General features: G+C 65.0%; 26 protein-coding genes. 12 read left to right on the top strand and 14 right to left on the bottom strand.

The genetic code is table 11. The features are described from left to right. Positions 1–7 precede the first annotated feature (7 nt). On the top strand, positions 8–682 hold the full coding sequence (locus tag LB564_RS18095) for an ArsR/SmtB family transcription factor (RefSeq protein ID WP_224539735.1): 675 nt from the start codon (positions 8–10) through the stop codon (positions 680–682). A gap of 211 nt (positions 683–893) precedes the next feature. On the opposite strand, the gene ligD is transcribed toward LB564_RS18095, so the two are convergent. From ligD to LB564_RS18075, 3 genes are all read right to left on the bottom strand, one after another. Further along, a complete protein-coding gene (gene ligD, locus LB564_RS18085) occupies positions 894–3,407 on the bottom strand; it encodes a DNA ligase D (RefSeq protein ID WP_224539733.1) in 2,514 nt (837 codons plus the stop codon). A 9-nt stretch (positions 3,408–3,416) separates the two neighbouring features. Next, positions 3,417–4,286: a Ku protein gene (locus LB564_RS18080; protein WP_224539730.1), complete on the bottom strand. Its 870-nt coding sequence runs from the start codon at positions 4,284–4,286 to the stop codon at positions 3,417–3,419. 119 nt (positions 4,287–4,405) lie between these two features. Then, the gene (locus LB564_RS18075) at positions 4,406–4,912 is read right to left on the bottom strand and encodes a ferritin-like domain-containing protein (protein ID WP_224539728.1); all 507 of its coding nucleotides are present in this window, start codon (positions 4,910–4,912) and stop codon (positions 4,406–4,408) included. 399 nt (positions 4,913–5,311) lie between these two features. Between LB564_RS18075 and LB564_RS18070 the strand changes: the two genes are divergently transcribed. Together LB564_RS18070 and LB564_RS18065 are read left to right on the top strand one after the other, a co-directional pair. Beyond that, positions 5,312–5,452 carry a hypothetical protein gene (locus LB564_RS18070; RefSeq protein ID WP_013892047.1) on the top strand — a complete coding sequence of 47 codons (141 nt, stop codon included), beginning with the start codon at positions 5,312–5,314 and terminating at the stop codon, positions 5,450–5,452. A gap of 179 nt (positions 5,453–5,631) precedes the next feature. Continuing rightward, positions 5,632–6,069 carry a thiol-disulfide oxidoreductase DCC family protein gene (locus LB564_RS18065; RefSeq protein WP_224539725.1) on the top strand — a complete coding sequence of 146 codons (438 nt, stop codon included), beginning with the start codon at positions 5,632–5,634 and terminating at the stop codon, positions 6,067–6,069. Between the two features lie 140 nt (positions 6,070–6,209). On the opposite strand, the gene LB564_RS18060 is transcribed toward LB564_RS18065, so the two are convergent. The 3 genes from LB564_RS18060 to LB564_RS18050 all read right to left on the bottom strand — a co-directional run bounded on the left by LB564_RS18060 (position 6,210) and on the right by LB564_RS18050 (position 9,746). Beyond that, a complete protein-coding gene (locus tag LB564_RS18060) occupies positions 6,210–6,593 on the bottom strand; it encodes a DUF1850 domain-containing protein (RefSeq protein WP_224539723.1) in 384 nt (127 codons plus the stop codon). Further along, positions 6,590–8,713: a TRAP transporter permease gene (locus tag LB564_RS18055; RefSeq protein WP_224539721.1), complete on the bottom strand. Its 2,124-nt coding sequence runs from the start codon at positions 8,711–8,713 to the stop codon at positions 6,590–6,592. The genes LB564_RS18060 and LB564_RS18055 overlap by 4 nt, the downstream gene beginning before the upstream one ends. A gap of 73 nt (positions 8,714–8,786) precedes the next feature. Further along, positions 8,787–9,746: a TAXI family TRAP transporter solute-binding subunit gene (locus LB564_RS18050; protein ID WP_224539719.1), complete on the bottom strand. Its 960-nt coding sequence runs from the start codon at positions 9,744–9,746 to the stop codon at positions 8,787–8,789. Between the two features lie 256 nt (positions 9,747–10,002). On the opposite strand from LB564_RS18050, the gene LB564_RS18045 reads away from it, so the two are divergent. Beyond that, a complete protein-coding gene (locus LB564_RS18045) occupies positions 10,003–10,371 on the top strand; it encodes a YciI family protein (protein WP_140703497.1) in 369 nt (122 codons plus the stop codon). Between the two features lie 7 nt (positions 10,372–10,378). After that, positions 10,379–11,623, top strand: a complete 1,245-nt coding sequence (locus tag LB564_RS18040; protein WP_224539831.1) for an RNA polymerase sigma factor — start codon at positions 10,379–10,381, stop codon at positions 11,621–11,623. A gap of 169 nt (positions 11,624–11,792) precedes the next feature. Here the strand turns inward: LB564_RS18040 and cysK are convergent, their stop codons facing one another. From cysK to hrcA, 5 genes are all read right to left on the bottom strand, one after another. After that, positions 11,793–12,773, bottom strand: coding sequence for a cysteine synthase A (gene cysK, locus LB564_RS18035; RefSeq protein ID WP_224539717.1), 981 nt, complete (start codon positions 12,771–12,773; stop codon positions 11,793–11,795). 211 nt (positions 12,774–12,984) lie between these two features. Further along, positions 12,985–13,602: a LysE family translocator gene (locus LB564_RS18030; protein WP_140703493.1), complete on the bottom strand. Its 618-nt coding sequence runs from the start codon at positions 13,600–13,602 to the stop codon at positions 12,985–12,987. A 279-nt stretch (positions 13,603–13,881) separates the two neighbouring features. Beyond that, positions 13,882–15,231 carry a PQQ-dependent sugar dehydrogenase gene (locus LB564_RS18025; RefSeq protein ID WP_224539715.1) on the bottom strand — a complete coding sequence of 450 codons (1,350 nt, stop codon included), beginning with the start codon at positions 15,229–15,231 and terminating at the stop codon, positions 13,882–13,884. Positions 15,232–15,342: 111 nt separating this feature from the next. Continuing rightward, positions 15,343–15,540 carry a hypothetical protein gene (locus LB564_RS18020; RefSeq protein ID WP_140703491.1) on the bottom strand — a complete coding sequence of 66 codons (198 nt, stop codon included), beginning with the start codon at positions 15,538–15,540 and terminating at the stop codon, positions 15,343–15,345. A 177-nt stretch (positions 15,541–15,717) separates the two neighbouring features. Next, positions 15,718–16,800 carry a heat-inducible transcriptional repressor HrcA gene (gene hrcA / locus LB564_RS18015; RefSeq protein ID WP_140703489.1) on the bottom strand — a complete coding sequence of 361 codons (1,083 nt, stop codon included), beginning with the start codon at positions 16,798–16,800 and terminating at the stop codon, positions 15,718–15,720. A gap of 180 nt (positions 16,801–16,980) precedes the next feature. Here hrcA and rph point away from each other — a divergent pair, with 180 nt between their 5' ends. From rph to LB564_RS17990, 5 genes are all read left to right on the top strand, one after another. Then, positions 16,981–17,697: a ribonuclease PH gene (gene rph / locus LB564_RS18010; protein WP_224539713.1), complete on the top strand. Its 717-nt coding sequence runs from the start codon at positions 16,981–16,983 to the stop codon at positions 17,695–17,697. 182 nt (positions 17,698–17,879) lie between these two features. Next, positions 17,880–18,290, top strand: a complete 411-nt coding sequence (locus tag LB564_RS18005) for a VOC family protein (RefSeq protein WP_140703482.1) — start codon at positions 17,880–17,882, stop codon at positions 18,288–18,290. Then, positions 18,290–18,937 carry an RdgB/HAM1 family non-canonical purine NTP pyrophosphatase gene (gene rdgB, locus LB564_RS18000; RefSeq protein WP_224539711.1) on the top strand — a complete coding sequence of 216 codons (648 nt, stop codon included), beginning with the start codon at positions 18,290–18,292 and terminating at the stop codon, positions 18,935–18,937. The genes LB564_RS18005 and rdgB overlap by 1 nt, the downstream gene beginning before the upstream one ends. Continuing rightward, complete coding sequence (hemW, locus tag LB564_RS17995; protein ID WP_224539709.1) at positions 18,934–20,112, top strand: radical SAM family heme chaperone HemW; 1,179 nt, start codon at positions 18,934–18,936, stop codon at positions 20,110–20,112. Before rdgB ends, hemW begins: the two co-directional genes overlap by 4 nt. 19 nt (positions 20,113–20,131) lie before the next feature. Beyond that, entirely contained in the window at positions 20,132–20,455 is a 324-nt protein-coding gene (locus LB564_RS17990) for a low molecular weight protein tyrosine phosphatase family protein (RefSeq protein ID WP_224539706.1), read from the top strand. Positions 20,456–20,511: 56 nt separating this feature from the next. Here the strand turns inward: LB564_RS17990 and LB564_RS17985 are convergent, their stop codons facing one another. Continuing rightward, positions 20,512–20,700: a hypothetical protein gene (locus LB564_RS17985; protein WP_135933149.1), complete on the bottom strand. Its 189-nt coding sequence runs from the start codon at positions 20,698–20,700 to the stop codon at positions 20,512–20,514. A gap of 7 nt (positions 20,701–20,707) precedes the next feature. Then, entirely contained in the window at positions 20,708–20,881 is a 174-nt protein-coding gene (locus LB564_RS17980; RefSeq protein WP_224539704.1) for a hypothetical protein, read from the bottom strand. 165 nt (positions 20,882–21,046) lie between these two features. On the opposite strand from LB564_RS17980, the gene rsmI reads away from it, so the two are divergent. Then, the gene (gene rsmI / locus LB564_RS17975) at positions 21,047–21,949 is read left to right on the top strand and encodes a 16S rRNA (cytidine(1402)-2'-O)-methyltransferase (RefSeq protein WP_224539703.1); all 903 of its coding nucleotides are present in this window, start codon (positions 21,047–21,049) and stop codon (positions 21,947–21,949) included. Next, positions 21,942–22,319: a YraN family protein gene (locus LB564_RS17970; RefSeq protein WP_224539701.1), complete on the top strand. Its 378-nt coding sequence runs from the start codon at positions 21,942–21,944 to the stop codon at positions 22,317–22,319. Before rsmI ends, LB564_RS17970 begins: the two co-directional genes overlap by 8 nt. Positions 22,320–22,579: 260 nt before the next feature. Here the strand turns inward: LB564_RS17970 and LB564_RS17965 are convergent, their stop codons facing one another. Then, positions 22,580–23,386, bottom strand: a complete 807-nt coding sequence (locus LB564_RS17965; RefSeq protein ID WP_015314715.1) for an undecaprenyl-diphosphate phosphatase — start codon at positions 23,384–23,386, stop codon at positions 22,580–22,582. Positions 23,387–23,521: the final 135 nt, after the last annotated feature.

Genomic DNA, 23,521 nt, shown 5'->3' with positions numbered 1-23,521 from the left:
ACAAACCATGCGTGAAGGACCCGACATAGCCCGCATCGCCAGCCTGGTCGGCGACCCGGCCCGCGCGAACATGCTGAACGCCCTGATGGGCGGCACGGCATTGACGGCGAGCGAATTGGCGCTGGAGGCCGGCGTGTCGCTGCCGACCGCCTCCTCGCATCTGTCCAAATTGATGGAGGGCGGCCTGCTGACCGTGGCGAGCCAGGGCCGGCATCGCTATTACGGGCTGGCCGGCCCGCAAGTGGCCGGCATGATCGAAGCCATCACCGGCGTGGCCGAAGCCGTTGGCCCCAAGCGCGTCCGGCCGGGCCCGCGTGACGGCGCGATGCGCATCGCGCGCGTCTGTTATGATCACCTTGCCGGCGAGCAGGCTGTTGCGATGCTGGACCGCCTCGTCGACAAGAACATCCTGCTGCGCGACGACAAGGAGATCAGGCTCGGCCCGTCGGCGGCATCGCATTTCGCGGCGATCGGCATCGACGTCTACACCAAGCCCAGGCGGCCGGTCTGCCGCGCCTGCCTCGACTGGAGCGTGCGCCGCTCGCACCTCGCCGGCACGCTGGGCGCCGCCATCCTCGACAAGATCCTTGCCGAGAAATGGGCGCGCCGCGAGAAGGACAGCCGCGCCGTGGTTTTCTCGCCACCGGGCAAGCAGGCTTTCGAGAGGGTGTTTTTGGGGTGATGGAACTGCGGAGATGTCGGCGGGACAGCGCCCCCCTCTGCCCTGCCGGGCATCTCCCCCTCAAGGGGGGAGATTGGCAGTTTCGATGCCGACACTTTCTTTCAGACGATGAAAATTGGCGAAGGCCCAGATGACAGCCGATCTCCCCCCTTGAGGGGGAGATGTCCGGCAGGACAGAGGGGGGTGGTGCCCCCCGGCGTCGAAAGTCGAATTACCCCCGCTTCAAAGCCTTTCCCTGCTTGAAGAAATCCACCCACGGATCCGCGTCCGCCAGCCGCCTCATCGTCGTCTTGTCGCCGATCGGGAAGGCGTTCGGGGCCAAGCCAGCCTCGATTTCGGCCCAAGTCACCGGCATCGATACCGTAGCACCCTTCTTGGCTCGCGACGAATAGGGCGCCACTGTCGTCGAGCCCCTGCCATTGCGCAGATAGTCGACGAAGATTTTTCCCGTGCGCGCCTTCTTCGACAGCGTCGCCGTGTAGCGGTCAGGCGCGCCCTGCTCCAGCGCCCTGGCGAAATCATGGGCGAAACCCTTCACCTCGTCCCAGTCCGCCGAGGGTTTCAGCGGCACCAGCACATGGTAACCCTTGCCGCCGGAGGTCTTGACGAAATTGGGCAGCGACAGATCATCGAGCTTGCCCCTGATGTCGAGCGCCGCCTCGCGCACCGCCTTCACCTCGACGCCCTCGTCGGGGTCGAGATCGAAGATGATCTGATCCGGCTGTTCAAGCTTGTCGATGGTGCAGCCCCAGATATGGATCTCGACCACACCGTACTGGACGAGTGCCGCGACGCCGTCGAAATCCCTGACGAAGAGGATTTCCTCGCCGTCGGTGGGGTCCTTCATGCGCAGGATCTTGTCGCTCATGCCGGGCGAGGCGTGTTTCTGGAAGAAGCGCTGCCCACCAATGCCGTCGGGTGCGCGCACCAGACTGAGCGGCCGGTTGACGACAAATTGCTCCATGCGCGGCCAGACCTGCGCATAGTGGTCGAGCAGGTTCTGCTTCGATATTTTCTCGTCGGGCCACAACAGCTTGTCGGGATGGGAGAGTTTTATCGAGGTCGTCATTCCGCCGGCCTTGCCGGCGCCGCCTGCGGTCGGCTTGGCCGGACCCTTGCCTGTCGCTGGCTTGCCTGTCGCCGCCTTGGGCTTTTCCTGCACGACTTCCTCCGCCGGCTTGTCCTCGCGCAGCCCCTGGAACGAGGCATGGCGTATTATACGGTCCGACGTCCAGCTGCGAAACTCCACTTCGCCGACCAGTTCCGGCTTGACCCAGACCAGCCCCTTGCCCTTCGGCACGGCTGCGTCGAAGGGCGAACCCTTTGCCTTCAGCGCATCGAGCTTCTTCTTCAGATCGTTGGCACCCTTGGTGGAGAAGCCGGTGCCGACACGGCCGGCATAGTGCAGGCCGCCGCCTTCGTAATAGCCGACCAGCAGCGAGCGCAGGCCGCGTCCGGCCTTGTCCGACGGCAGATAGCCGCCGATGACGAATTCCTGGCGCGCCGTGCATTTCGATTTGACCCAAGCCGGGCCGCGTCCGCTACGGTAGGGCGCATCGGCGCGCTTCGAGACGACGCCTTCCAGCCCCATGCGGCAGGCATGTTCCAGCATGATCTTGCCGGGTTCGGCGAAATGGTCGGAGAAACGCAACGCCGCATTGTCGGCTTGCTCGCCGAGCAGGTCCTGCAAGGCCCGCTTGCGCTCGACCAGCGGTTCCCGGCGCAAATCCTTGCCGTCGAGCCGCATCAGGTCGAACACATAGTAGATGAACCGGTTCGTACGCTTCGCCGACAGATCCTGCTGCAGCAGCGCGAAGGACGACACGCCGCTGTCGGCCAGCACGACGATCTCGCCGTCGATGATGGCATCGCTGCATTTCAGCCCGGCCAGTTCGGCCGCGATCTCGCCGCCGAATTTTTCCGTCCAGTCGAGGCCGGTGCGGGTCAGGAGCCGAACCTCGGTGCCGGCGATCTGCGCCTGCATGCGATAGCCGTCGAACTTCACCTCATGCAGCCAGTCCTGGCCCGACGGTGCGTCCCGCTCCAGCGTGGCCAGCTGCGGTTCGATGAAGTCGAGTTTTCTGGCCCCGGCCTTGGCCTTGCCAGTGGCCGGCTTGTTGGAGTGCCAGACCTTCGGTTTCTCGCCCTCGGCCGCCTTGCCCTCGCCGACTTCCTCGATCGTCAGGCCCGATTTCACCGATTTCGGCTCGTCCTTCAGAATGTCCTCGCCGGGGCGCGCGGCGGCATCGTCGGACTTGATCAGCAGCCAGTTGTCCCGCTTTTCGCCCGGGCGCGGCCGCAGCCGAACCAGATGCCATTTGCCACGCAGCTTGTGACCATCGAGCTCGAAGTTGATATGGCCCTTCTTCATCATCGTCGCGGGATCGCCCTCGGGCGTCCAGCGTCCTTCATCCCAGACGAGAACCGAGCCGCCGCCATATTCGCCCTTGGGGATGGTGCCTTCGAAGCCGGCATAGTCGATGGGATGATCCTCGACATGCACGGCCAGCCGTTTTTCGTGCGGGTCGAGGCTGGGACCGCGCGTCACCGCCCAGCTCCACAGCACGCCGTCATGCTCGAGGCGAAAATCGTAATGCAGCCTTGTCGCGGCGTGCTTCTGGATGACGAAGATGCCGCCGTCCTTCTGCCCGCGCGTAACCTTGCCGGCCGGCTCGCCGGTCTTCTTGAAGTCACGCTTCGAATGATATTGTTCGAGGCTTGCCATGTCGTATCCTCAGGCCGATTTGCGCTTCGGCGCAACGCTTTTCGCCTTGGCGCGCTTCGCCGCCGGCTTGGCTTTCGCCGAGGATGACTTCGTCGATCCTGAATCCGACGACAGGCTTTTCTTCAGCGCGTCGAACAGATTGACGACGTTGGAGGGTTTGGGGGCGGCCCTGGCCTTCGGCGCCTTGTGTCCCGCCTTCTTGGCGCGGACCAGTTCGAGCAGGGCATCCTCATACTTGTCCTCGAATTTCGAGGGATCGAACTTCGCTTTCTTCTTGTCAATTATGAGCTCGGCCAGATCCGTCATCTCCTGGTCGGTCTTCACCGCCTTGATGTCGCCGAAGACGCTCTCGGGCTGGCGCACCGTGTTGTCGTAGCGCAGCGTCGTCAGCACCATGCCCTTGCCCAGCGGCTCGATGACCACGGGACGTTCGCGGCTGTACAGAACGATGCGGGCAAGCCCGGCCATCTTCTTGCCCGCCATGGCGTCGCGGATGACGGCGAACGCCTCTTCCGAAACCGTGTCGGCCGGCGTGACATAATAGGGCGTGTCGAGATAGATCTGCTCGATCGAGGCTTTGTCGACGAAGCCGTCGAGGCTCATCGTGTGCGAGGATTCGATCTGCACCGCCTCGATCTCGTCCTCCTCTATGTGGACGAAATCGCCCTTGTCGACCTCGTAACCCTTGATCTCGTCGCCGTCCTCGATCGGTTTGCCGGTTTCGGCGTCGACATAGATCCGCTTCACCGTATTGCCGGTCTTGCGGTTGAGGATGCGGAACGAGACTTTCTCGGCATGGGTGACGACATTGGTCAGTTCGATGGCGCACGTGACCAGCGAGAGCTTCAGATAGCCTTTCCAGGCCGGGCGCGGCGCCATGATGGTTCCCCGTGAGAGAAAGATCAGGTGGAACGGGCGACCACCCCGCCCGGTTCCAATCCTGTCCGGCCGGGTCCGGCGCGGTTGCCTCCGGCCCCGGTCCTATTTGGCGGCCTGCCCTACTCGGCGGCTTGGAGGTTGATCTTGCTTTCCGCCATTTCGGTCAGCTTGCGATCAGTCGCCTGCTCCTCCTTCAGGTTCTTGGCCAGCACATTGGCGCAGTCGCTGCGGCCGAGCTGCTTGGCCCAGGCGATCAACGTGCCGTAGCGGGTCATTTCATAATGCTCGACGGCCTGGGCGGAGGCGATCAGCGCGGCGTCGAGAACATCCTTGTCGTCGACATCGCCGCTGACGTCGTCGGCCTCTTCGAGAATGCCGTCGATGGCCGGGCAGTTCACCTGCTTGGCCTTCACGCCAAACAACTCGAACACCTCCTCGACGCGTGCGATATGGCCCTTGGTCTGTTCGAGATGTTTTTCGAAGCCGGCCTTCAATTGCGGGTCGGTTGCCTTGTCGACCATCTTTGGCAGCGCCTTCTCGATCTGCTTCTCGGCATAATAGATGTCGCGCAGCGTGTGCACGAAGAGATCGTTCAGCGTTTTGATGTCCTTCGAAAAGAAGCCCATGATTTCAGCCTTTCCATTGCTCTTGCCGTGGGGTTTCCGGCCTGCCTGCTGGGCAGCGCCCGCGAGCCGGCAATGCCGGTCCTGTGGGCCAACGTCCGCTGCGCGGGCCGGTTCCGGAGCTTGCCGGCCATCGGGCAAGGAAATTTCAACGACGGCCCGGAAGTTGAAACACAAGCGCGCCAAGGCGACATTCAAACGAAACATATGTGATGCAAAAGTCACACTGGCTGGAATGGTGACAAAAGGCGCGGAAACACCCCGAATCAGCCGCATTCCGGCCATGAAGCAACGGGTTTTCGACCAAAAATTAACATCACGTTCACCGACTATTCACGCCTCGATGCTATCGTGCTCGCAATTCGGAAGGGACATCCGAAAATCGGGACAGGGACAGGGAAAATGAACTTCCTCACGCACCTCATCGGCTATGCCGCCGCCATCCGCGAGTTCGTCGCGCCGACCTATCGGCCGGAGCGCTATTATATGCGCGGCCCCGGTCCGGCCTGCGCCCGTCGCGGCACTTCGCTGGGCGCGCACTGACATGACTTTCGAGAACCGCCACAACAGCCGCATCTGCAGGCCGGACGCCAACACCCGCGGCACGACCTATCGCGCCGAGCGGCCGATTTTCGCCGACCGGCGGCGTGCGACAACGTCGCGTCTTTGACACCGCTATCGGCTGGCTTAGGGTCCTAGGGACATAAGCAGCCGAGGCCAGCGTGACCGACCGTCCCAAGCCGCCTTCCCTATCTTTTGATGCAAGCCAGCCGCTGATCGTTTTCGACGGCGTCTGCGTGTTCTGCTCGGGCTTCGTGCGCATGGTGGTCCGCCTCGACCGCAAGGCGCGCTTCCGCTTCGCAACCGCGCAATCGCCGCTCGGCGAGGTCCTGTTCCGCGGATACAACCTGCCGACCGACAGCTACGAAACCAATCTCGTCCTGGTCGGCGGCGTCCCCTTCACGCGTCTCGATAGTTTCGTCGCCGTCATGACCGAGCTTGGCTGGCCCTGGCGAGCTGCCAGGGCTTTGTTGCTGTTGCCACGCCCGCTACGCGACTGGTTCTACGATCGCATCGCCGGGAATCGTTATGCCCTGTTCGGCAGGAAGGACAGCTGCGACGTCCCGTCGGCCGAGCTGCGCGGGCGGCTGATCGGCTAATGCATGTCGCCCGGAAGTGTCATCGATTCCAGACAACGACATACACAAAATCAGAAGCTTACAAAAGATCAGGCGAATCCTGTTCGCCGCGACATACTCCACGTCGAGATTTCGCACCCGCTCACCGGCCTGATCGTGCGCTATCGCGGCTGGCTGGAACCCAAGGGTTCGCACGGCTCGAGCGAGATCGTTTCGCCCGCCGTCCTGCCGAGTTCCATACAGCCCTGAACCGTGCACAGCGTCCAGCCATCGCCGGTCGCGCCGGAGGCTGCGAGCACGAGACGCGGCTGCGGGCCGACCCAGGGCGCATAGACCCACCAGCCGTCGCGCAGCACGGCCCCTTCCGGCGGCTCCATGCCGGCGCCCGAGCCCTTGATACGGGCCTCGACCACTTGCAGGCCGGACGGCGTCACCGTCCAGTTCTCTTCCCAGCGCGTCCGCTCCACCGAATGCGTCCAGGACAGCGTGAAGGCGGCAACAGTCAGTGTCGCTGTCTTGCCGGCGGCAAGGATGCACAGGCTCACGCGGCGGTCGACGCTTGCCGCGCCCGCCAGACATGCCAGCCGATCCAGGCCAGCGACAGCGCCCATCCCGCCTCGTCGGTGAGCGGTAGCGCCGCCACCAGGAGCACGCCGGCGGCGAAGGCGACGAGCCGCTCCCACCAGGCCATGCGCCTGGCGAGGAAGCCGACCGCGGCCGCCCCCCACAGCACGACGCCCATGCACGCCTTGACGACGATATAGGCGACCTCGACGGGATAGCCGAACTGGGCGGCGATCGGGCCGGCGTCCTGCAGCATCAGCGCCGGCGTGTAGACCGCCATGAACGGCACCACGAAGCCGGCAATGGCAAGCTTGGTCGCCTGGATGCCGATCTTGAGCCCGCTCTCCTTGGCCATGGGTGCCGCGGCAAACGCGGCCAGCGCCACCGGTGGCGTCAGATCGGCCATGATGCCGAAATAGAAGACGAACATGTGGCTGACCACCAGCGGCACGCCGAGCGAGAGCAGCGCCGGTCCGGCCAGCGACGAGGTGATGATGTAGTTGGGGATGGTCGGGATGCCCATGCCGAGCACCAGGCAGGTCAGCATGGTCAGCACCAGCGACAGGAACAGATTGTTCTCGCCGATCGAGATGATCCAGCCGATGAAGGTGGAGGCGATGCCGGTCAGCGTCAGCGTGCCGATGACGATGCCGACGATGGCGCAGGCAATGCCCACCGGCAGCGCGTTCTTGGCGCCCTCGGCGAGCGAGTCCACGCAGATTTGCAGCGTCTCGCGTCCGCCCTTGAAGGCGAGGCAGGCTATGACGAGCGCCGCGATGACAAGGCTGAGGATGTTGACGCCGAATTTCATGAAGGAGGCGGCGGCAAGTCCGAGCGCCAGCCAGAAGACGACGCGGAAGGCCAGCGGCCTGATCAGCGCCGCCAGCGGCGTGCCGAGGATAAGCACGATGGTCAGCGCCAGGCCCATCGTGCCGGCGAAGACAGGCGTATAGCCGGCGAACAACAGATAGATCAGCGCCGCCAGCGGCAGCACCAGCGGCCAGTGCCGCCGCACCGCCTCCCATGGGTTGGGCAGGTCCGCCTTGGCCATGCCGCGCAGGCCGGCCTTGCCGGCCTCCAGATGCACCTGCCAGAAGCAGGCGCCGAAATAGAGCAAGGCAGGAATGATCGCCGCCTTGACCACCTCGGCATAGGGGATGTTCAGCGTCTCGGCCATGATGAAGGCGACCGCGCCCATCACCGGCGGCATGATCTGGCCGCCCATGGACGAGGTTGCCTCGACGGCCCCGGCGAAGGCCGAGCGGAAGCCGAAGCGTTTCATCAGCGGAATGGTGAACTGGCCGCTCGCCACCACATTGGCGACGCCGGAGCCGGAGATCGTGCCCATCAGCGCCGACGACAGCACGCAGACCTGCGCTGGGCCGCCGCGCCAGGTGCCGACCAGGCCGAGCGCGAAATCGTTGAACAGCGCGATCATGCCGGCGCGTTCGAGAAAGGCGGCGAAGACGACGAAGATGAAGATATAGGCGGCCGAGACATAGATCGGCGTGCCGTAAATGCCTTCGGTGCCGTAAGCGAAGGTGTCGACGAGCTGGGCGAAATCATAGCCGCGATGGACGAACGGCGCCGGCAAATGGTTGCCGACGAAACAATAGGCGAGGAAGATGAAGGCGATGACCGCCAGCGGCAGCCCCATCAGCCGCCTGGCCGCCTCGAACACCAGCACCACCAGCACGGCGCCGACGATCAGGTCGGGCGTGGTGAGGAAGCCGGAGCGGCGGATGAGGTCGTTATAGAACACCCAATTGTACAGGCCGGTACCGAAGCCGAGCACGCCCAGCGTCCAGAACGCGATCTTGGCCGCCAGACTGGTGGCGCGCAGATTGGCGATCAGGGCGAAGCCGAGCAGCAGCAGGAAGCCGACATGCATGGCCCGCACCACCTGGCTCGGAAGGCTGCCATAGGCGGCGATGTAGATCTGGAAGGCGGAAAAGGCGACGGCGATGGCGAAGGCCGCCTTGCCGGCGATGCCGTCGCCGAAGCCCGGCGGCAGGCCCTCGACCTGCTCCTCGGTCGCGGGGAGATGGGAGGTGGAAGATTTGCGGTCGGCTGTCGTACCAGAGGCTGCTGCTTGGCTCATCCGACGCACTCCAAAGCGGGCAAATTGCAGGACGAGGCGGCACCTCGCGAAGACATCTCCGGTTGCCGCACCCTTACTTCAACAAACCCTTTTCCTTGTAGTAGCGCTCGGCTCCCGGATGCAGCGGCACCGGCATGCCGTCGAGCGCCTTGGCCGGATCGATCGCCTTGGCGGCGGCGTGGGCGGCGGCGAGCTGGTCGAGATGGTCGAACATCAGCTTGGTCATCTGGTAGGCGGTCTCGTCGGAGACATCGGCGCGGGTGATCAGGAAATTGCCGACGGCGGCCGTCGCGACATCCTCGCTCTGGCCCTCATAAGTGCCCTTGGGAATGATCACCGACAGATAGGGCGAGCCGATCTTGGCGACATCTTCGGCCGGCACCGCCACGACGTTGATCGGCAGCGAGGTGGCGAGGTCGCGGATCGAGGCGACGCCGAGCCCGGCCGACTGCAGCGTGGCGTCGAGCTGGCGGTTCTTGATCAGCTCGACCGATTCGGCGAAGGGCAGGTATTCGACGCGGCCGAGATCCTCGTATTTCAGCCCGGCGGCGGCGAAGATGGCGCGTGCGTTGAGCTCGGTGCCCGAGGCCGGCGCGCCGACCGACAGGCTCTTGCCCTTGAGGTCGGCCAGTGTTTTGATGCCGGACTCCTGGCTGGCGACGATCTGGATGTAATTGGGGTAGATGGCGGCGATGCCGCGCAATTTGTCGAGCTTGCCGGGGAAGCCCGCCTCGGCATTGCCTTCGGCGGCCATCTTGACGGAATCGCCCAGCGCGAAGGCGATCTCGCCCTTGCCTTGCTGCAGGAGGTTGAGGTTCTCGACCGAGGCCTTGGTCGCCTGCACCTGGGTGCGGGCGCCCTCGATGCCCTTGCCGTAGATTTCCGACAGCGCCACGCCGAGCGGATAATAGACGCCCGAAGTTCCGCCGGTCAGCACGTTGATGAACTCCTGGGCGGTGGCCGACACCGCGCCAAGTCCAAGTGAAAGCGCCATCGCGCCGGCAGCAACAATTTTCGTTCTGAAATTCAGCATCTGGTTCCTCCCTGAAATATTGACCGCATCACCTCCCTGATACGAACGGAGGCGAGTTTAGACAGCGGAAGGGAAATGCCAACCCGCAATTCGGCGCGTTAGACGAATGGTTGAGAGGGTGCCAAACACATGCCCGCTTGCACAAGGCGCGGCCGGAGCGGAAAGTTTTTCCGCGAGCTGTCGAAATCGGTCGCCGCCGCGCGACATACGTCCGGCCTCGCAAGGACGCGGCCTTCGAAACCACGGGAGAAAACCCATGCGATACATGATCATGATCTATGCCAACGAAGCCGCGCTGGCGAATGTGCCGATCGAGGCGGCCCAGCAGATGAGCGCGGCCTATGGTGCCTATACCGAGGCGTTGAAGAAATCCGGCACCTGGCTGGCCGGCGACCGGCTGCGTCCGAGCCAGGCGACGACATCGGTGCGGATCGCCGATGGCAAGACCAACGTCATCGACGGCCCCTATGCCGACACCAAGGAGCAGCTCGCCGGCTTCTACATGATCGAGGCGGCCGACATCGACACCGCCATCGAATGGGCGGCACGCTGCCCGGCGGCCAGCACCGGCACGGTCGAGTTGCGGCCGATCTGGGAACTGGACGATTACATGCCCAGGAAGTGACGGCGTGATGGACAGTCGCCCCGAGATCGCCCGGGCGGCCGCGGAGGCCGCCGCCCGCCAGAGCTATGGCAAGCTGGTGGCCTGGCTGGCGGCGCGCACGCGCGACGTGGCCGGCGCCGAGGATGCGCTGGCCGACGCCTTCGCGGCGGCACTGGAACGCTGGCCGCGCACCGGCGTGCCGCAAAAGCCGGAAGCCTGGCTGCTCGCCGTGGCGAGGCGGCGGCGAGTCGATGCGGTGCGGCGGCGGCTCACCAGCGAAGCCGGCCGCGACCATCTCAAGCTGATTGCCGAGGAGGCGGAGGCACGCATGACCGACCAGGATCTGCCCGACGAACGGCTGCGGCTGATGTTCGCCTGCGCCCATCCGGCGATCGAGGCCGGCGTGCGGGCGCCGCTGATCCTGCAGACCATCCTCGGCTTCGATGCCGCGACGATCGCGTCCGCCTTTCTGGTCTCGCCGGCCACGATGGGCCAGCGCCTGGTGCGCGCCAAGAGCCGCATCCGCGAGACCGGCATTCCGTTCCGCGTGCCGGAGCGGACCGAACTCGGCGAAAGGCTGGACGCGGTGCTGGAGGCGATCTACGCCGCTTTCGCCGAAGGTTGGTCCGACCCGGCCGGCACCGAGACGCGGCGTCGCAACCTCGCCACCGAAGGCATCTGGCTCGGCCGGCTGGTCGCCTCGCTGCTGCCGGACGAGCCGGAGGCGCTCGGCCTGCTGTCGCTGATGCTGTTCGCCGAGGCGCGCCGCGCGGCACGTCGCGACATGGCCGGAGATTATGTGCCGCTCGCCGAGCAGGACCATGCGCTGTGGGATCACGCCCTGGTCGACGAGGCCGAAGGCCTGCTCGGCCGTGCCGCCACAATGGGCGCCATCGGCCGCTACCAGCTCGAGGCGGCGGTCCAGTCCGCGCATGTGGCGCGACGGCTGAGCGGCCGCACCGACTGGGCGGCGATCCGCGCGCTCTACGAAGCGCTGTTTTCGATCGCCGGATCGCCGGTCGTGGCCATCAACCGCGCGGTGGCGATCGCCGAGACCGAGGGTGCGGTGGCGGGGCTGGCGGCGCTTTACGTGCTGGGCGACGACAAGCGGCTCGACGACTACCAGCCCTACTGGGCCGCGCGTGCCGGCCTGCTGGCCAGGCTCGGCCAGGCACCGCAAGCGTTCGAAGCCTATGATCGCGCGATCGGCCTGGAGCGCGATCCCGCGGTGCGCCGCTTCCTGCAGGCAAAACGCAGCGCGCTCATACAGTGAGGTCGCGGAGCGTGGACGGCTTTTTCGGCCGGTCAGGCCGGCCACATCTCGTGCGCGAGGAAAGCCGCTTCCGGCGCGACGCGCCGATCCACTGCCCGGGCGAGCCACTGGTCTCGGCCCGTCCTTCGGACCCAACAAGGGGAGAAGGGAAGATGGGTGCGCGAAACCCTTAAGACCCCAGCCCCTCGAACAGGATCGTCGACAGATACCGCTCGGCGAAGTCGGGAATGACCACGACCAGGGTCTTGCCCTTGTTCTCGGGCCGCGAACCGACGACGATCGCTGCTTGCAGTGCCGCGCCCGACGAGATGCCGACCGGCACGCCTTCGAGGCGGGCGATGAGGCGCGCATTGGCGACGGAATCCTCGTTCGAGACCTTGACGATCTCGTCATAGATCGTGGTGTCGAGGATTTTGGGCGCAAAGCCGGCGCCGATGCCCTGGATCTTGTGCGGGCCGGGCTGGCCGCCCGACAGCACCGGCGAGGCTTCCGGCTCGACGGCGACGACATGCAGCGCTGGCTTGCGCTTCTTCAAGACCTGGCCGACGCCGGTGATGGTGCCGCCCGTGCCGATGCCGGCAACGAAGATATCGATCTCGCCCTGCGTGTCGTTCCAGATCTCCTCCGCTGTCGTCTTGCGGTGGATTTCCGGATTGGCGGGGTTTTCGAACTGCTGCGGGATGACGGCGTTGGGGATCGTCGCGGCCAGTTCGTCGGCCTTGGCGATGGCGCCCTTCATGCCTTTCGGGCCTTCGGTCAGCACCAGTTCGGCGCCGAGCAGCGCCAGCATCTTGCGGCGCTCGATCGACATCGTCTCGGGCATGGTCAGGATCAACTTGTAGCCCTTGGCGGCGGCGGCGAAGGCAAGCGCGATGCCGGTGTTGCCCGATGTCGGTTCGATCAGCGTGGTCTTGCCGGGCGCGATCTTGCCCGATGCCTCCAGCGCCTCGATCATCGCCACGCCGATACGGTCCTTGACCGAGGCGATCGGATTAAAGAATTCGAGCTTGGCGACCAGATTGGCGACGATGCCCTTCTCCTTGGCGAACTTCTCGAGCCGGACCAGGGGCGTATCGCCGATCGTGTCGGTGATGGATGGGTAGATGCGGCCGCGGCCGGGCACGCGGGCGGAGGTGACGGGCTTGTTCATTGGTTTCGCTCCCAGAATTTCAGGCAAGAGAGTATTTCAGGCAAGAGGAGTATTCAGGCGAGTGGCATTCCTGCCAGCACGATAAGCTGTTCAGCCGCGCAAGATAGGCTGTCGGCAAGAAATATCCGAGTAGGGGCCGTGCTGAAAACCCGTTTGCTCCGGAAAAGCGTTTCCCGAAACAAATGGTTTGCGGAACGGTTTGGCCGAAGCCCTATTGGCGGGCGGCGATCGCCGCCGCCGCGCCGACCATGAAGGTGGCGGCGGTGCGGTTCAGCAGCTTGAGCGCTTTCGGCGATTTCAGGAACCAGCGCGCCTTGGCGGCGAGTGCCAGGTAAGGCACCAGCACGACGAACAGGACGACGACCGTCAGCGCGGCGAGAATGCCGTAATCGGCGAGCGTGATCGTCTTCAGGTCGACGATGGTCGGCGTGATGGCGAGGTAGAAGATCATCGTCTTGGGATTGCCGAGCGTCACGGTGAGGCCAGCGAGGAAGCTGGACACCAGCCCGCCCTTGCCTTTCCTGGCTTCGACCGTCTCGGGCGTGATGCCGGCTGTCCAGAAACGCCAGCCGAGAAAAGCGAGATAGGCGACGCCGGCCCACTTGACGGCCAGGAACACCATGCCGAACTCCTGCGCGACGAAGGCGAGGCCCAGCACCACGGCGGTCAGATAGATGAGGTCGCCCAGCATCAGGCCAAACGACATGGCCAGCGACGAGCGAAAGCCCGAGCCCAGCGCCCGCGCGACAAGCGCGGTGACGCCGGGGCCTGGAATGGCGGCGGCGATGCCGAGAGCGGCGCTGTAGGCGAGGAAGCCGGTAAGGGTCATGGATGCGGTCTCTGATCAGAGCGCCTTATCGCATAGGACCGGCCAACGTTGAATTCCCTGGGGTCGAATTCTATTGCACCAGATATAAAGGCCTCGCCTTACGAAGCCCCCTCATCCGGCCGCTTCGCGGCCACCTTCTTCCCGAGGGAGAAGAGACGGGCGCCAGCGCCTGCAAGACTCCTCTCCCCTAGGGGAGAGGTCGGATTGCCCCGAATTGCCCTTGCAATTCGGTTTTGGCAATCCGGGTGAGGGGGCCTGCGCTGGCCACCCAAAGGCTCCTCAGGAGCGGCCATCACCGTAAGTCACGCGCCAGATGGTACCGTTGCCATCCTCGGTCACGATCAGCGCGCCGTCGTTTGCCACCGCCACACCGACCGGCCGGCCCCACACCTCGCCGTTGGAAACGACGAAGCCAGTCATGAAATCCTCGTATTCACCGGTCGGTTTGCCGTCCTTGAACAGCAAACGCACCACCTTGTAGCCGGTGCGGTTGCCGCGATTCCAGGAGCCGTGCAGGGCAACGAAGGCATCGCCCTGATACTCCTGCGGGAAAGCCTTGCCGGTGTAGAAGGCGATGTTGAGCGGTGCCGAATGGGCCTGCATCAGCACATCGGGAACAGTGGCCTTGCCAGCGAGGTCGGGGCGCTCGCCCTTGTGGCGCGGATCCTCATTGCCGCCGATATAATACCACGGCCAGCCATAGAAGGCGCCGTCCCTGACCGATGTCGCGTATTCGGCCGGCACATTGTCGCCGAGCGCGTCGCGCTCGTTGACGACGCACCACAGCGCGCCGGTCGCCGGCTGGATCGTCATGCCCGAACAGTTGCGCAGGCCGGTGGCGACGATGCGTCCGTTCTTCCCGTCGGGATCGAAGGCCCTGACGTCGGCGCGGCCCTCCTCGGATCCCCAGGTCGCGCCGATCGGCTGCAACTTGACCCATGTTTCGAGACCGCCTTCCGGTTCTTTGCCCATGTCCTCGGCGACGTTCGAGCCGGAGCCGACCGACAGATAGAGCGTCTTGCCGTCGGGCGAAAAGGCGATGTCGCGCGTCCAGTGGTGACTAGCCGGAATGTTGTCGATGATGGTTTCCGGCTCGCCGGATGCCTTCAACTCGCCGCTCCTGTAGGGGAAGCGCACGATGCTGTCGCTGTTGGCGACATAGACCCATTGCGGGTCGTTGCCCAAGGGATAGAAGGCAATGCCGTAGGGCTGGTTGAGATTGCCGGCGAAGACCCCTTGCTCGGCCGGTTGCGCGCCGCCCTTTGTCAGCCGATAGACGCGAACCTGGTTGGCCTCGCTGTCGGCGACGAACAGGTCGCCGTTCGGCGCCACGCGCACGACGCGCGGATTGTCGATGCCAGAGGCGATCAGCTGGGCCGAGAACCCGGGCGGCAGTTGCGGCTTTGCGTCCGCTGGCATGTCCGCTAGCCCCGCGCTGTTCGAGGCCGATTTGGTGACGTAGGGCTTCGGCAGGTCTTCCGGCTTGATCAGCCGGCGCACGCCCGGCCTGTCGGCGCGCCAGTCACCGAAGGCGGCCGGACCCTTGAGCACCGGCTGATCGGCCGCCAGGGCCGAACCGGCAATGATGAGGCTGACCGGGATGGCGGCCATTGAGGCAAGTCTGATCATGAGAGACCTCCGCGTCGTGCCGCAAATCGATTGCCGCGCGCAGCGGCAACGGCCGAGCCTGGCGGATAGTTCCATGCCACACGTCCGGTTGGAGCGACGGTAGAGCGGTTATCAAGCTTCGGTGGCGTCGAGGTCGCTGTCCAGGCGCTTTTCCAGCTCGACGAGATCGGCCGGCAGCGGCAGGCCCATGGCGCGCATTTCCCGCAGTTTCTCGCGCAACTGCTCCTGCACCTCGTGCACGTCCTCGGGCTGATTGACCATCTCCTCCAGCAGCAGGCTGATCTGGGCCTTGAACGATTCCAGCGCCATTCTTCTTCTCCTTGCTGCCTGTTGTTCGATTCTGGGGCTCCAAGGTGTCGATATTCAGGTCAGGCCGAGTCGAAAACGGTTGATACCGACACCGGAGCTGAGCGTACTTTTGTACGTGAGCACCGGAGGCGCAGGTAGCAGCCGTTTGCAGACCGGTCTCCCCTGAATATCGTCACCTTAGCGCAGCATGCGGGAAATCAGCTGCGCCGTATAATCCACCATCGGCACGATGCGAGCATAGTTGAGCCGGGTCGGGCCGATGACGCCGAGCGCGCCGACGACGCGGGCATCCTTGTCGCGATAGGGCGCCACAACCAGCGACGAGCCCGACAGCGAGAACAGCTTGTTTTCCGAGCCGATGAAGATGCGCACGCCCGATCCCTGCTCGGCAAGGTCGAGCAACTGGATCAGCCCGTCCTGCGTCTCCATGTCCTCGAACAAATGTCGCAATAGCTCGATGTCGGCCTGGGCGGTGACGTTTTCGAGCAGATTGGCGCGGCCGCGCACGATGAGCCGTGCCGGCAGGCCGCTTTCGGCGCCCGCCCACACCGCCAGCCCCTTTTCGACGAGATCCTGCGACAGCGTGTCTAGCGCGGCCCGCGTCTCCTCCTTGATGCGGGCGATCTCGGTGCGCGCCTCGGCCAGCGTGCGGCCGCGAATATGCGCATTGAGAAAATTCGAGGCCTCGTGCAGCTGCGAGACCGTGGTGCCGGCGGGCAGGTCGACGACGCGATTCTCGACGTCGCCGTTTTGCGACACCAGCACGGCCAGCGCCTTGGTCGGCTCGAGCTGGATGAATTCGATATGCTTCAGCGCTACCTCGTTCTTGGCGGCCAGCACCAGGCCGGCGCCGCGCGACATGCCCGACAGCATCTGGCTGGCCTCGGTCAGCATGTGCTCCAGCGTGGCGCCGGAGCCGGAGGCGCGCACCTGCGCCTCGATGGTGCGGCGCTCCTCGTCGGAGAGGTCGCCAAGCTCCATGAAGGCATCGACGAAGAAGCGCAGGCCGGCCTGCGTCGGCAGCCGCCCGGCCGAGATATGCGGCGCGTAGATCAGCCCGAGATGTTCGAGGTCGCTCATCACGTTGCGGATGGTGGCCGGCGACAGCGAGGAGGGCAGGATGCGCGACAGGCTGCGCGAGCCCACGGGCTCGCCGTCCCTCAGATAGGAATCGACGATGCGCCGGAAAATGTCGCGCGAGCGCATGTCGAGGGATTGAAGAGCGGGCGACTGCGAAGCGGGATCGACTGCCTTGGTCATTCGGCCAAAAACCTCCGTGTTCAGGATATAGACTTCGGTACGCCGCGCGCAACCCGGTGTCTGTGGCCGATCACCCCGGGGTGCCTGTCTCGGATCCCAGGTCCGTTTTCCTTTGCGCGCTGCCCCCCTTGCGTCTAAAAGCCGGCCACGATTTCAAGAAACTGACAGAAAGCAGGCCGAATGCGCCCCTCCAAACGCCAATTCGACGAAATGCGCGCCATCTCTTTCGAGCGCGGCGTCTCCAAGCACGCCGAAGGCTCGTGCCTGGTGAAGTTCGGCGACACCCATGTGCTGTGCACCGCGAGCCTTGAGGAAAAGGTGCCGGGCTGGATGCGCAATTCCGGCAAGGGCTGGGTCACGGCCGAATATGGCATGCTGCCGCGCTCGACCGGCGAGCGCATGCGCCGCGAGGCTTCCGCCGGCAAGCAGGGCGGCCGCACGCTGGAGATCCAGCGCCTGATCGGCCGCTCGCTGCGTGCCGTGGTCGACCTGCAGGCACTCGGCGAACAGCAGATCACCGTCGACTGCGACGTCATCCAGGCCGATGGCGGCACCCGCACCGCCTCGATCACCGGTGGTTGGGTGGCGCTTTACGATTGCCTGCGCTGGATGGAAGCGCGTCAGATGGCCAGCGTTTCGAAGGTGCTCAAGGACCATGTCGCGGCGATCTCCTGCGGCATCCATGATGGCCAGCCGGTCATCGACCTCGACTATATCGAGGATTCCTCGGCAGGCACCGACGCCAATTTCGTCATGACCGGCAATGGCGGCATCGTCGAGATCCAGGGCACCGCCGAGGGCGAACCCTTTTCCGAAGCGCAGTTCGTGGATTTGATGGGATTGGCCAAGAAGGGCATTTCCCGCCTGGTCAGCCTGCAGCAGATGGCGGTGGCCTGAGTTTCGATGCCGAGCTTGAACGCCCCCCTCTGGCCTGCCGGCCATCTCCCCCTCAAGGGGGGAGATCGGATGTTCGATCGGCTTTCGACATCTATCAACGGCGCAGGATGTGCGGCGAAGCTGAAACCGCCAATCTCCCCACTTGAGGGGGAGATGCCCGGCAGGGCAGAGGGGGGCGCCTCGTGACACCCTCCGCAATCCTGGAATCGGCCCTCTATGTCACCGACCTCGCTGAGGCGGAAACGTTCTACACCGACATCCTCGGCCTCATCCTCCTCGGCAAGGTCGAAGGCCGCCACCTCTTCTTCCGCTGCGGACCGGGCGTTCTGCTCATCTTCAACGCCGAGGCAACCAAAATCCCGCCCGCGCCCGATGCGAAGCTGAAAGTCCCTCCGCACGGCGCTGTCGGCGACGGCCATCTGTGCTTTGCCGCGACCGCCGCTGAAATCGACGCCTGGAAAGCCCATCTTCAGGCGAGGAAAATCGCCATCGAAAGCGAATTCGAATGGCCGCAAGGCGGGCGTTCGCTCTATATACGCGACCCCTCGGGCAACTCGATCGAGTTCGCCGAGCCGAGAATCTGGGGCCTTTGATGCATACACTTGATGGCAAGAAGATCGTCGTCGCCAGCCACAATGAAGGCAAGCTGCGCGAATTCGCCGATTTGATGGGACCGTTCGGCTTCGAGGCGAAATCAGCCAAGGCCTACGGCCTGCCCGAGCCAGAGGAGACCGGCACCACCTTCGAGGAAAACGCCTACATCAAGGCCTTCGCCGCCGCCAAGGCGACCGGCCTGCCGGCGCTGTCGGACGATTCGGGCCTGTGCGTCGACGCGCTCGATGGCGCGCCCGGCGTCTACACCGCCAACTGGGCTGAAACTCCTGAAGGATCGCGCGATTTCGCCATGGCCATGCAGCGCACCGAAGTGGCGATGCAGGAGGTCGGCGCGGCCACGCCCGGCCAGCGCACGGGCCGCTTCGTCGCCGTCATCTGCCTCGCCTTCCCAGACGGCGAGGCCGAATATTATCGCGGCGAGGCCGAAGGCACGTTGGTCTGGCCGCCGCGCGGCGAACTCGGCTTCGGCTACGATCCGGTGTTCCTGCCCAATGGCTTCGACAAGACTTTCGGCGAGATGAGCGCGGAGCAAAAGCACGGCTGGAAGCCCGGCCAGCCGACGGCGCTGTCGCACCGCGCCCGCGCCTTCCAGAAATTCGCCCGCGCCCGGCTTGGTTCGGAATGATCGGGTCCAGCACCAACATGCCGCTCGACCGCGGCCCGGGCTTCGGCGTCTACGTGCATTGGCCGTTCTGCGCGGCCAAGTGCCCGTATTGCGACTTCAACAGCCATGTCCGCCACCAGCCGGTCGACCAGGAGCGCTTTGCCGCCGCCTTCGAGGCCGAGCTGGCGACGATGCGCCAGCGCACCGGGCCGCGCGAGGTCACCAGCATCTTTCTCGGCGGCGGCACGCCGTCGCTGATGAAGCCGGAAACGGTGGCCAGGGTTCTCGACGCGGTGGCCAAGAATTGGTCGGCGCCTGACGGCATCGAGGTGACGCTGGAGGCCAATCCGTCCTCCGTCGAGGCCGAGCGGTTTCGCGGCTACCGCATGGCGGGCGTCAACCGGGTGTCACTCGGTGTGCAGGCACTGAACGACAAGGATCTGCGCTTCCTTGGCCGGCTGCACAATGTCGAGGAAGCGCTGCACGCCATCGGGCTGGCGCGCGAGATTTTTCCAAGGCTCTCCTTCGACCTGATCTATGCCCGCCCAGGACAGACGCCGGAGGCTTGGCAGGCCGAGCTTGAACAGGCGATCGGCCATGCCGCCGACCATCTGTCGCTCTACCAGCTGACCATCGAGGAAGGCACGCCCTTCCACGCGCTGCACGCGGCGAAGAAGTTCATCATTCCCGACAACGACCACGCCGCCGATCTCTATGCGCTGACGCAGGAGATCACGGCGGCGCATGGTTTGCCGGCTTATGAGATTTCCAACCACGCGCGGCCAGGCGCCGAGAGCCGGCACAATCTGACCTACTGGCGCTACGGCGAATATGTCGGCGTCGGCCCCGGCGCGCATGGACGCTTCGTCGAGAACGGCCACCGGGTGGTGACGATCGCGGAGAGAATGCCGGAGACCTGGGCCAATCTGGTCGAGGCCAAGGGCCATGGCATCACCGGCGGCGAGCTCCTGACGCGTTCGGAAGAAGCCGACGAGTTCCTGCTGATGGGGCTGAGGCTTGCCGAAGGCATCGACCTCACGCGTTACGAGGCGTTTTCCGGACGCGGCTTGTCCAGCACCCGGCTTTCGGTGCTGCAGGGCGAGGGGCTGGTGGCGCCGATCGGCAATGCGCGCCTGCGCGCCACCCCCGCCGGCATGATCGTGCTGGACGCCGTGGTGGCGGACCTGGCGCGGTAATGACGGTCCAGAGGAGCCCGTGAAGAACATCCTCTTCGTCTGCAGCCAGAACCGCTTGCGCAGCCCGACCGCCGAGCAGGTGTTTTCCACGCGCCGCGACATAAAGGTCGCGTCGGCCGGCACCAATCACGACGCCGATACGCCGCTGACGCATGAGCTGGTCGGCTGGGCCGACATCATTTTTGTCATGGAGAAAACCCACCGGACGAAACTGCAGAAGAAATTCAAGGCCAGCCTGAAGGCGGCCAAGGTGATCTGCCTCGACATCCCGGACGAGTACGAATTCATGGATCGGGAGCTGATAGCGCTTCTGAAGGCGCGTGTTTCACGCTATCTGGACTGAGCGCTTGGCCCAGCGTTCGCCACCTTCGGGCGGCCGTGTCGCCAATCCGAGCCCGGTCAGGCGTCGTGCTTGTGGCGGTGCTTTCCGCGTTCTTTCTCCGCGTGGGCCTCACCGTTCCGGACTGGCTTGGCGTTGTCCTTGTCGCGGCGACCGCGGTGCTGGTCCCCCAATGAGGGCAAGGGTACGCCGTTGCGGGCGTTTTTCGTCTCAAGACGGGTGATGAAGATATCGAAGCGATTGGGCATCGTCCGGTCAGTGCTCCGTCGTGCTGTCGGGTTTGTTGTCGGAAAGCTTTACGTTGGTGGGCAAGGCTGTCGGCTCCGCTGTCGGGCCGGCCTTGGCGGGCAGCCGCTTGTCCCGCCGCGCGGCACGATTGCGATCGGCATAATAGGGCGCGAACGCGTCCTGTATCTTCAGGCTGTCCATCCTGTCCTCCCTAGGGGAATCAGGGGCTAAATCTGCCAAAACCGGTTTCGTTCCCCACTGTGGCGAAGGAATGGCGGCCACCTTACATCGGCGTGAGTTTTGCAAGCCGGCGCCAGCCATGCCAAACAAGATTTGGTAAGACGAACCCGGACGGAGACGGCATCGGTGACTGGCGAGACGGGCAAGCGCAGCTATGTGGTCGGGCAGACCGAAATCGCGGCCCGTCCGCTCGATCCGGCGCTCTATCTGGTGGCGACGCCGATCGGCAACCTCGCCGATATCACGCTGCGCGCGCTGGAGACGCTGGCCGCCGCCGACATCGTCGCCTGCGAGGACACGCGCGTGTCGCGCGTGCTGCTCGACCGCTACGGCATTCGCCGCCGCACCACCGCCTATCACGAGCACAATGCCGGCGAGGCCGGGCCGAAGTTGATCGCAGCACTCGAAGCCGGACAGAGCGTGGCGCTGATTTCGGATGCCGGCACGCCGCTGGTCTCCGACCCCGGCTACCGGCTGGTCGGCGAGGCGCTCGAGCACGGCATTCGCGTCGTGCCGATTCCCGGCCCGTCGGCGCCGCTAGCAGCGCTCACCGCATCCGGCCTGCCGTCGGACGCTTTCCTGTTCGCCGGCTTCCTGCCGGTCAAGGTTGGCCAGCGGTTGTCGCGGCTGGAGACGCTGAAGGCGGTACCTGCGACGCTGATCTTCTTCGAATCGCCGCGCCGGCTGGCCGAGTCGCTCGGCGCCATGGTCGAGGCCCTCGGCGGCGAGCGCAAGGCCGCCATCGGCCGGGAATTGACCAAGACGTTCGAGGAAACCCGCACCGGCACGCTGCAAGCGCTCGCCGATCATTACGCGGCGGCGGACACGCCGAAGGGCGAGATCGTCGTCTGCGTCGGTCCCGCCGAGGCAAAGGCCGATCAGCCCGAAGACATCGACCGCCTGCTGCTATCGCTGGCGGCGGAGATGCCGGCCTCCAAGGCGGCGGCGGAAGCCGCGAAAATGACCGGCGGCCAGAAGCAGGCGCTTTATCGGCGGCTGCTTGAACTTCGAGAAGGCGACGATGGCTGAGCGCCCGAGCGCCAGCCGCCTGAAAGCGTACCGGCGCGGCCATCGCGGCGAATGGCTGGCGGCCGTGGCGCTGATGTTGAAAGGCTACCGCATCCTGGCACGCCGCCACCGCACCCGCTTTGGCGAGATCGACCTGATCGCGCGGCGTGGCGATCTGGTGCTGTTCGTCGAGGTCAAGGCGCGCCGCACGCTGATCGAGGCCATGGAGGCGATCGGCCGCGAATCGGAGCGCCGCATCGAGGGTGCGGCCGACGTCTGGCTATCGCGACAGCCCGACTATGGCAGGCTGTCGATGCGCTTCGACATGGTTGCCGTGCTGCCCTGGCGCTGGCCGGTGCATGTCCCGAATGCGTTTTATGGGCGGAATTAGGCTCGTTGCCGAAGGGCAATCCATTCGTTGAAGTTAGTGCTGCCCCTCATCGCCCTGCCGGGCACTTCTCCCCGTATAGGGACTGGGAGAAGGGAGGCGGCCGCAGCGACGGCGACCTTCTTGCAACCGGTGTAGTTGGCGAAATCGCGGATGACAGCGCCCTCTCCCCGTCCCTATACGGGGAGAGGATGCCGGCAGGCAGGTGAGGGGCGGCGCTGACGTTTGGGGATATGTGGCTCCAACCGAACCGGTCGCTGCGCTCATCCCCAGATCATCAACGCTACCAGCCCGACGATCCCCACAACCAGCCGCCACCAGCCGAACAGCGAGTAGCCGTTGCGCGAGACGTAATCGAGGAGGTAGCGCACCACGACCAAGGCCGTGACGAAGGCGGCGACGAAGCCGATCGCGATGATCGGCAGGTCGGCCGAGGTCAGCACGTTGCGGTTCTTGAACAGGTCGAAGGCGAAGGCGCCGACCATGGTCGGGATGGCGAGGAAGAAAGAAAATTCCGCCGCCGCGCGCTTGTCGACGCCGAGCAGCAGCGCGCCGACGATGGTCGAGCCCGAGCGCGAGGTGCCGGGGATCAGCGACAGGCACTGGAACAGCCCGATCTGCAGGTAAAGTCGGGTCGGAAACCGCTCGACGTCGCGATAGACGGGCTTGAGATTCATGCGGTCGACAACCAGTAGCACCACGCCGCCGATGATCAGCATGATGCAGATCAGTCGTGGCGATTCGAACAGCACCGTCTTGATGAAGTCGTGCGCCAGCGCGCCGATGATCGCCGCCGGCAGGAAGGCGATGAGGATGCCGATGACGAAATGCCGCGTCAGCCGGTCATGCGGCAGGTCGAGCAGCATCTGCCACAGCCGGCGGAAATAGACGCTCAGGATCGCCAGGATGGCGCCGAGCTGGATCAGGATCTCGAAGGCCTTGCCGGTCGACTGGAAGCCGAGGAAATGGCCGGCGAGCAGGATATGGCCGGTCGAGGACACCGGTATGAATTCGGTCAGTCCCTCCAACAGGCCGAGCAGCAGGGCTTCGACGATGGTCTGGCTTTCCATTTCTACCTCGGCATTTGCATGACGGCTAACGGCACGGCTTGCTTGTCATGGCGTTGAAGTCCCCCTATAGGTCGCAGCACCCCTGACGGCCCGCTAACCGGGCGGCCAAGACTTACCGGTGCGCCCTGCGATTCG

It is taken from the genome of Mesorhizobium sp. ES1-6, from assembly GCF_020164775.1.
GTDB lineage: Bacteria > Pseudomonadota > Alphaproteobacteria > Rhizobiales > Rhizobiaceae > Mesorhizobium.
This window is presented reverse-complemented; position numbering and strand designations above follow the sequence as displayed.

Bases quoted from the DNA above. Each gene is read 5' to 3' on its own strand.
- LB564_RS18095 (WP_224539735.1), top strand. From the start codon at position 8: ATGCGTGAAGGACCCGACATAGCCCGCATCGCCAGCCTGGTCGGCGAC.
- ligD (WP_224539733.1), bottom strand. From the start codon at position 3,407: ATGGCAAGCCTCGAACAATATCATTCGAAGCGTGACTTCAAGAAGACC.
- LB564_RS18080 (WP_224539730.1), bottom strand. From the start codon at position 4,286: ATGGCGCCGCGCCCGGCCTGGAAAGGCTATCTGAAGCTCTCGCTGGTC.
- LB564_RS18075 (WP_224539728.1), bottom strand. From the start codon at position 4,912: ATGGGCTTCTTTTCGAAGGACATCAAAACGCTGAACGATCTCTTCGTG.
- LB564_RS18070 (WP_013892047.1), top strand. From the start codon at position 5,312: ATGAACTTCCTCACGCACCTCATCGGCTATGCCGCCGCCATCCGCGAG.
- LB564_RS18055 (WP_224539721.1), bottom strand. From the start codon at position 8,713: ATGAGCCAAGCAGCAGCCTCTGGTACGACAGCCGACCGCAAATCTTCC.
- LB564_RS18050 (WP_224539719.1), bottom strand. From the start codon at position 9,746: ATGCTGAATTTCAGAACGAAAATTGTTGCTGCCGGCGCGATGGCGCTT.
- LB564_RS18045 (WP_140703497.1), top strand. From the start codon at position 10,003: ATGCGATACATGATCATGATCTATGCCAACGAAGCCGCGCTGGCGAAT.
- LB564_RS18040 (WP_224539831.1), top strand. From the start codon at position 10,379: ATGGACAGTCGCCCCGAGATCGCCCGGGCGGCCGCGGAGGCCGCCGCC.
- cysK (WP_224539717.1), bottom strand. From the start codon at position 12,773: ATGAACAAGCCCGTCACCTCCGCCCGCGTGCCCGGCCGCGGCCGCATC.
- LB564_RS18030 (WP_140703493.1), bottom strand. From the start codon at position 13,602: ATGACCCTTACCGGCTTCCTCGCCTACAGCGCCGCTCTCGGCATCGCC.
- LB564_RS18025 (WP_224539715.1), bottom strand. From the start codon at position 15,231: ATGATCAGACTTGCCTCAATGGCCGCCATCCCGGTCAGCCTCATCATT.
- LB564_RS18020 (WP_140703491.1), bottom strand. From the start codon at position 15,540: ATGGCGCTGGAATCGTTCAAGGCCCAGATCAGCCTGCTGCTGGAGGAG.
- hrcA (WP_140703489.1), bottom strand. From the start codon at position 16,800: ATGACCAAGGCAGTCGATCCCGCTTCGCAGTCGCCCGCTCTTCAATCC.
- rph (WP_224539713.1), top strand. From the start codon at position 16,981: ATGCGCCCCTCCAAACGCCAATTCGACGAAATGCGCGCCATCTCTTTC.
- rdgB (WP_224539711.1), top strand. From the start codon at position 18,290: ATGCATACACTTGATGGCAAGAAGATCGTCGTCGCCAGCCACAATGAA.
- hemW (WP_224539709.1), top strand. From the start codon at position 18,934: ATGATCGGGTCCAGCACCAACATGCCGCTCGACCGCGGCCCGGGCTTC.
- LB564_RS17985 (WP_135933149.1), bottom strand. From the start codon at position 20,700: ATGCCCAATCGCTTCGATATCTTCATCACCCGTCTTGAGACGAAAAAC.
- LB564_RS17980 (WP_224539704.1), bottom strand. From the start codon at position 20,881: ATGGACAGCCTGAAGATACAGGACGCGTTCGCGCCCTATTATGCCGAT.
- LB564_RS17970 (WP_224539701.1), top strand. From the start codon at position 21,942: ATGGCTGAGCGCCCGAGCGCCAGCCGCCTGAAAGCGTACCGGCGCGGC.
- LB564_RS17965 (WP_015314715.1), bottom strand. From the start codon at position 23,386: ATGGAAAGCCAGACCATCGTCGAAGCCCTGCTGCTCGGCCTGTTGGAG.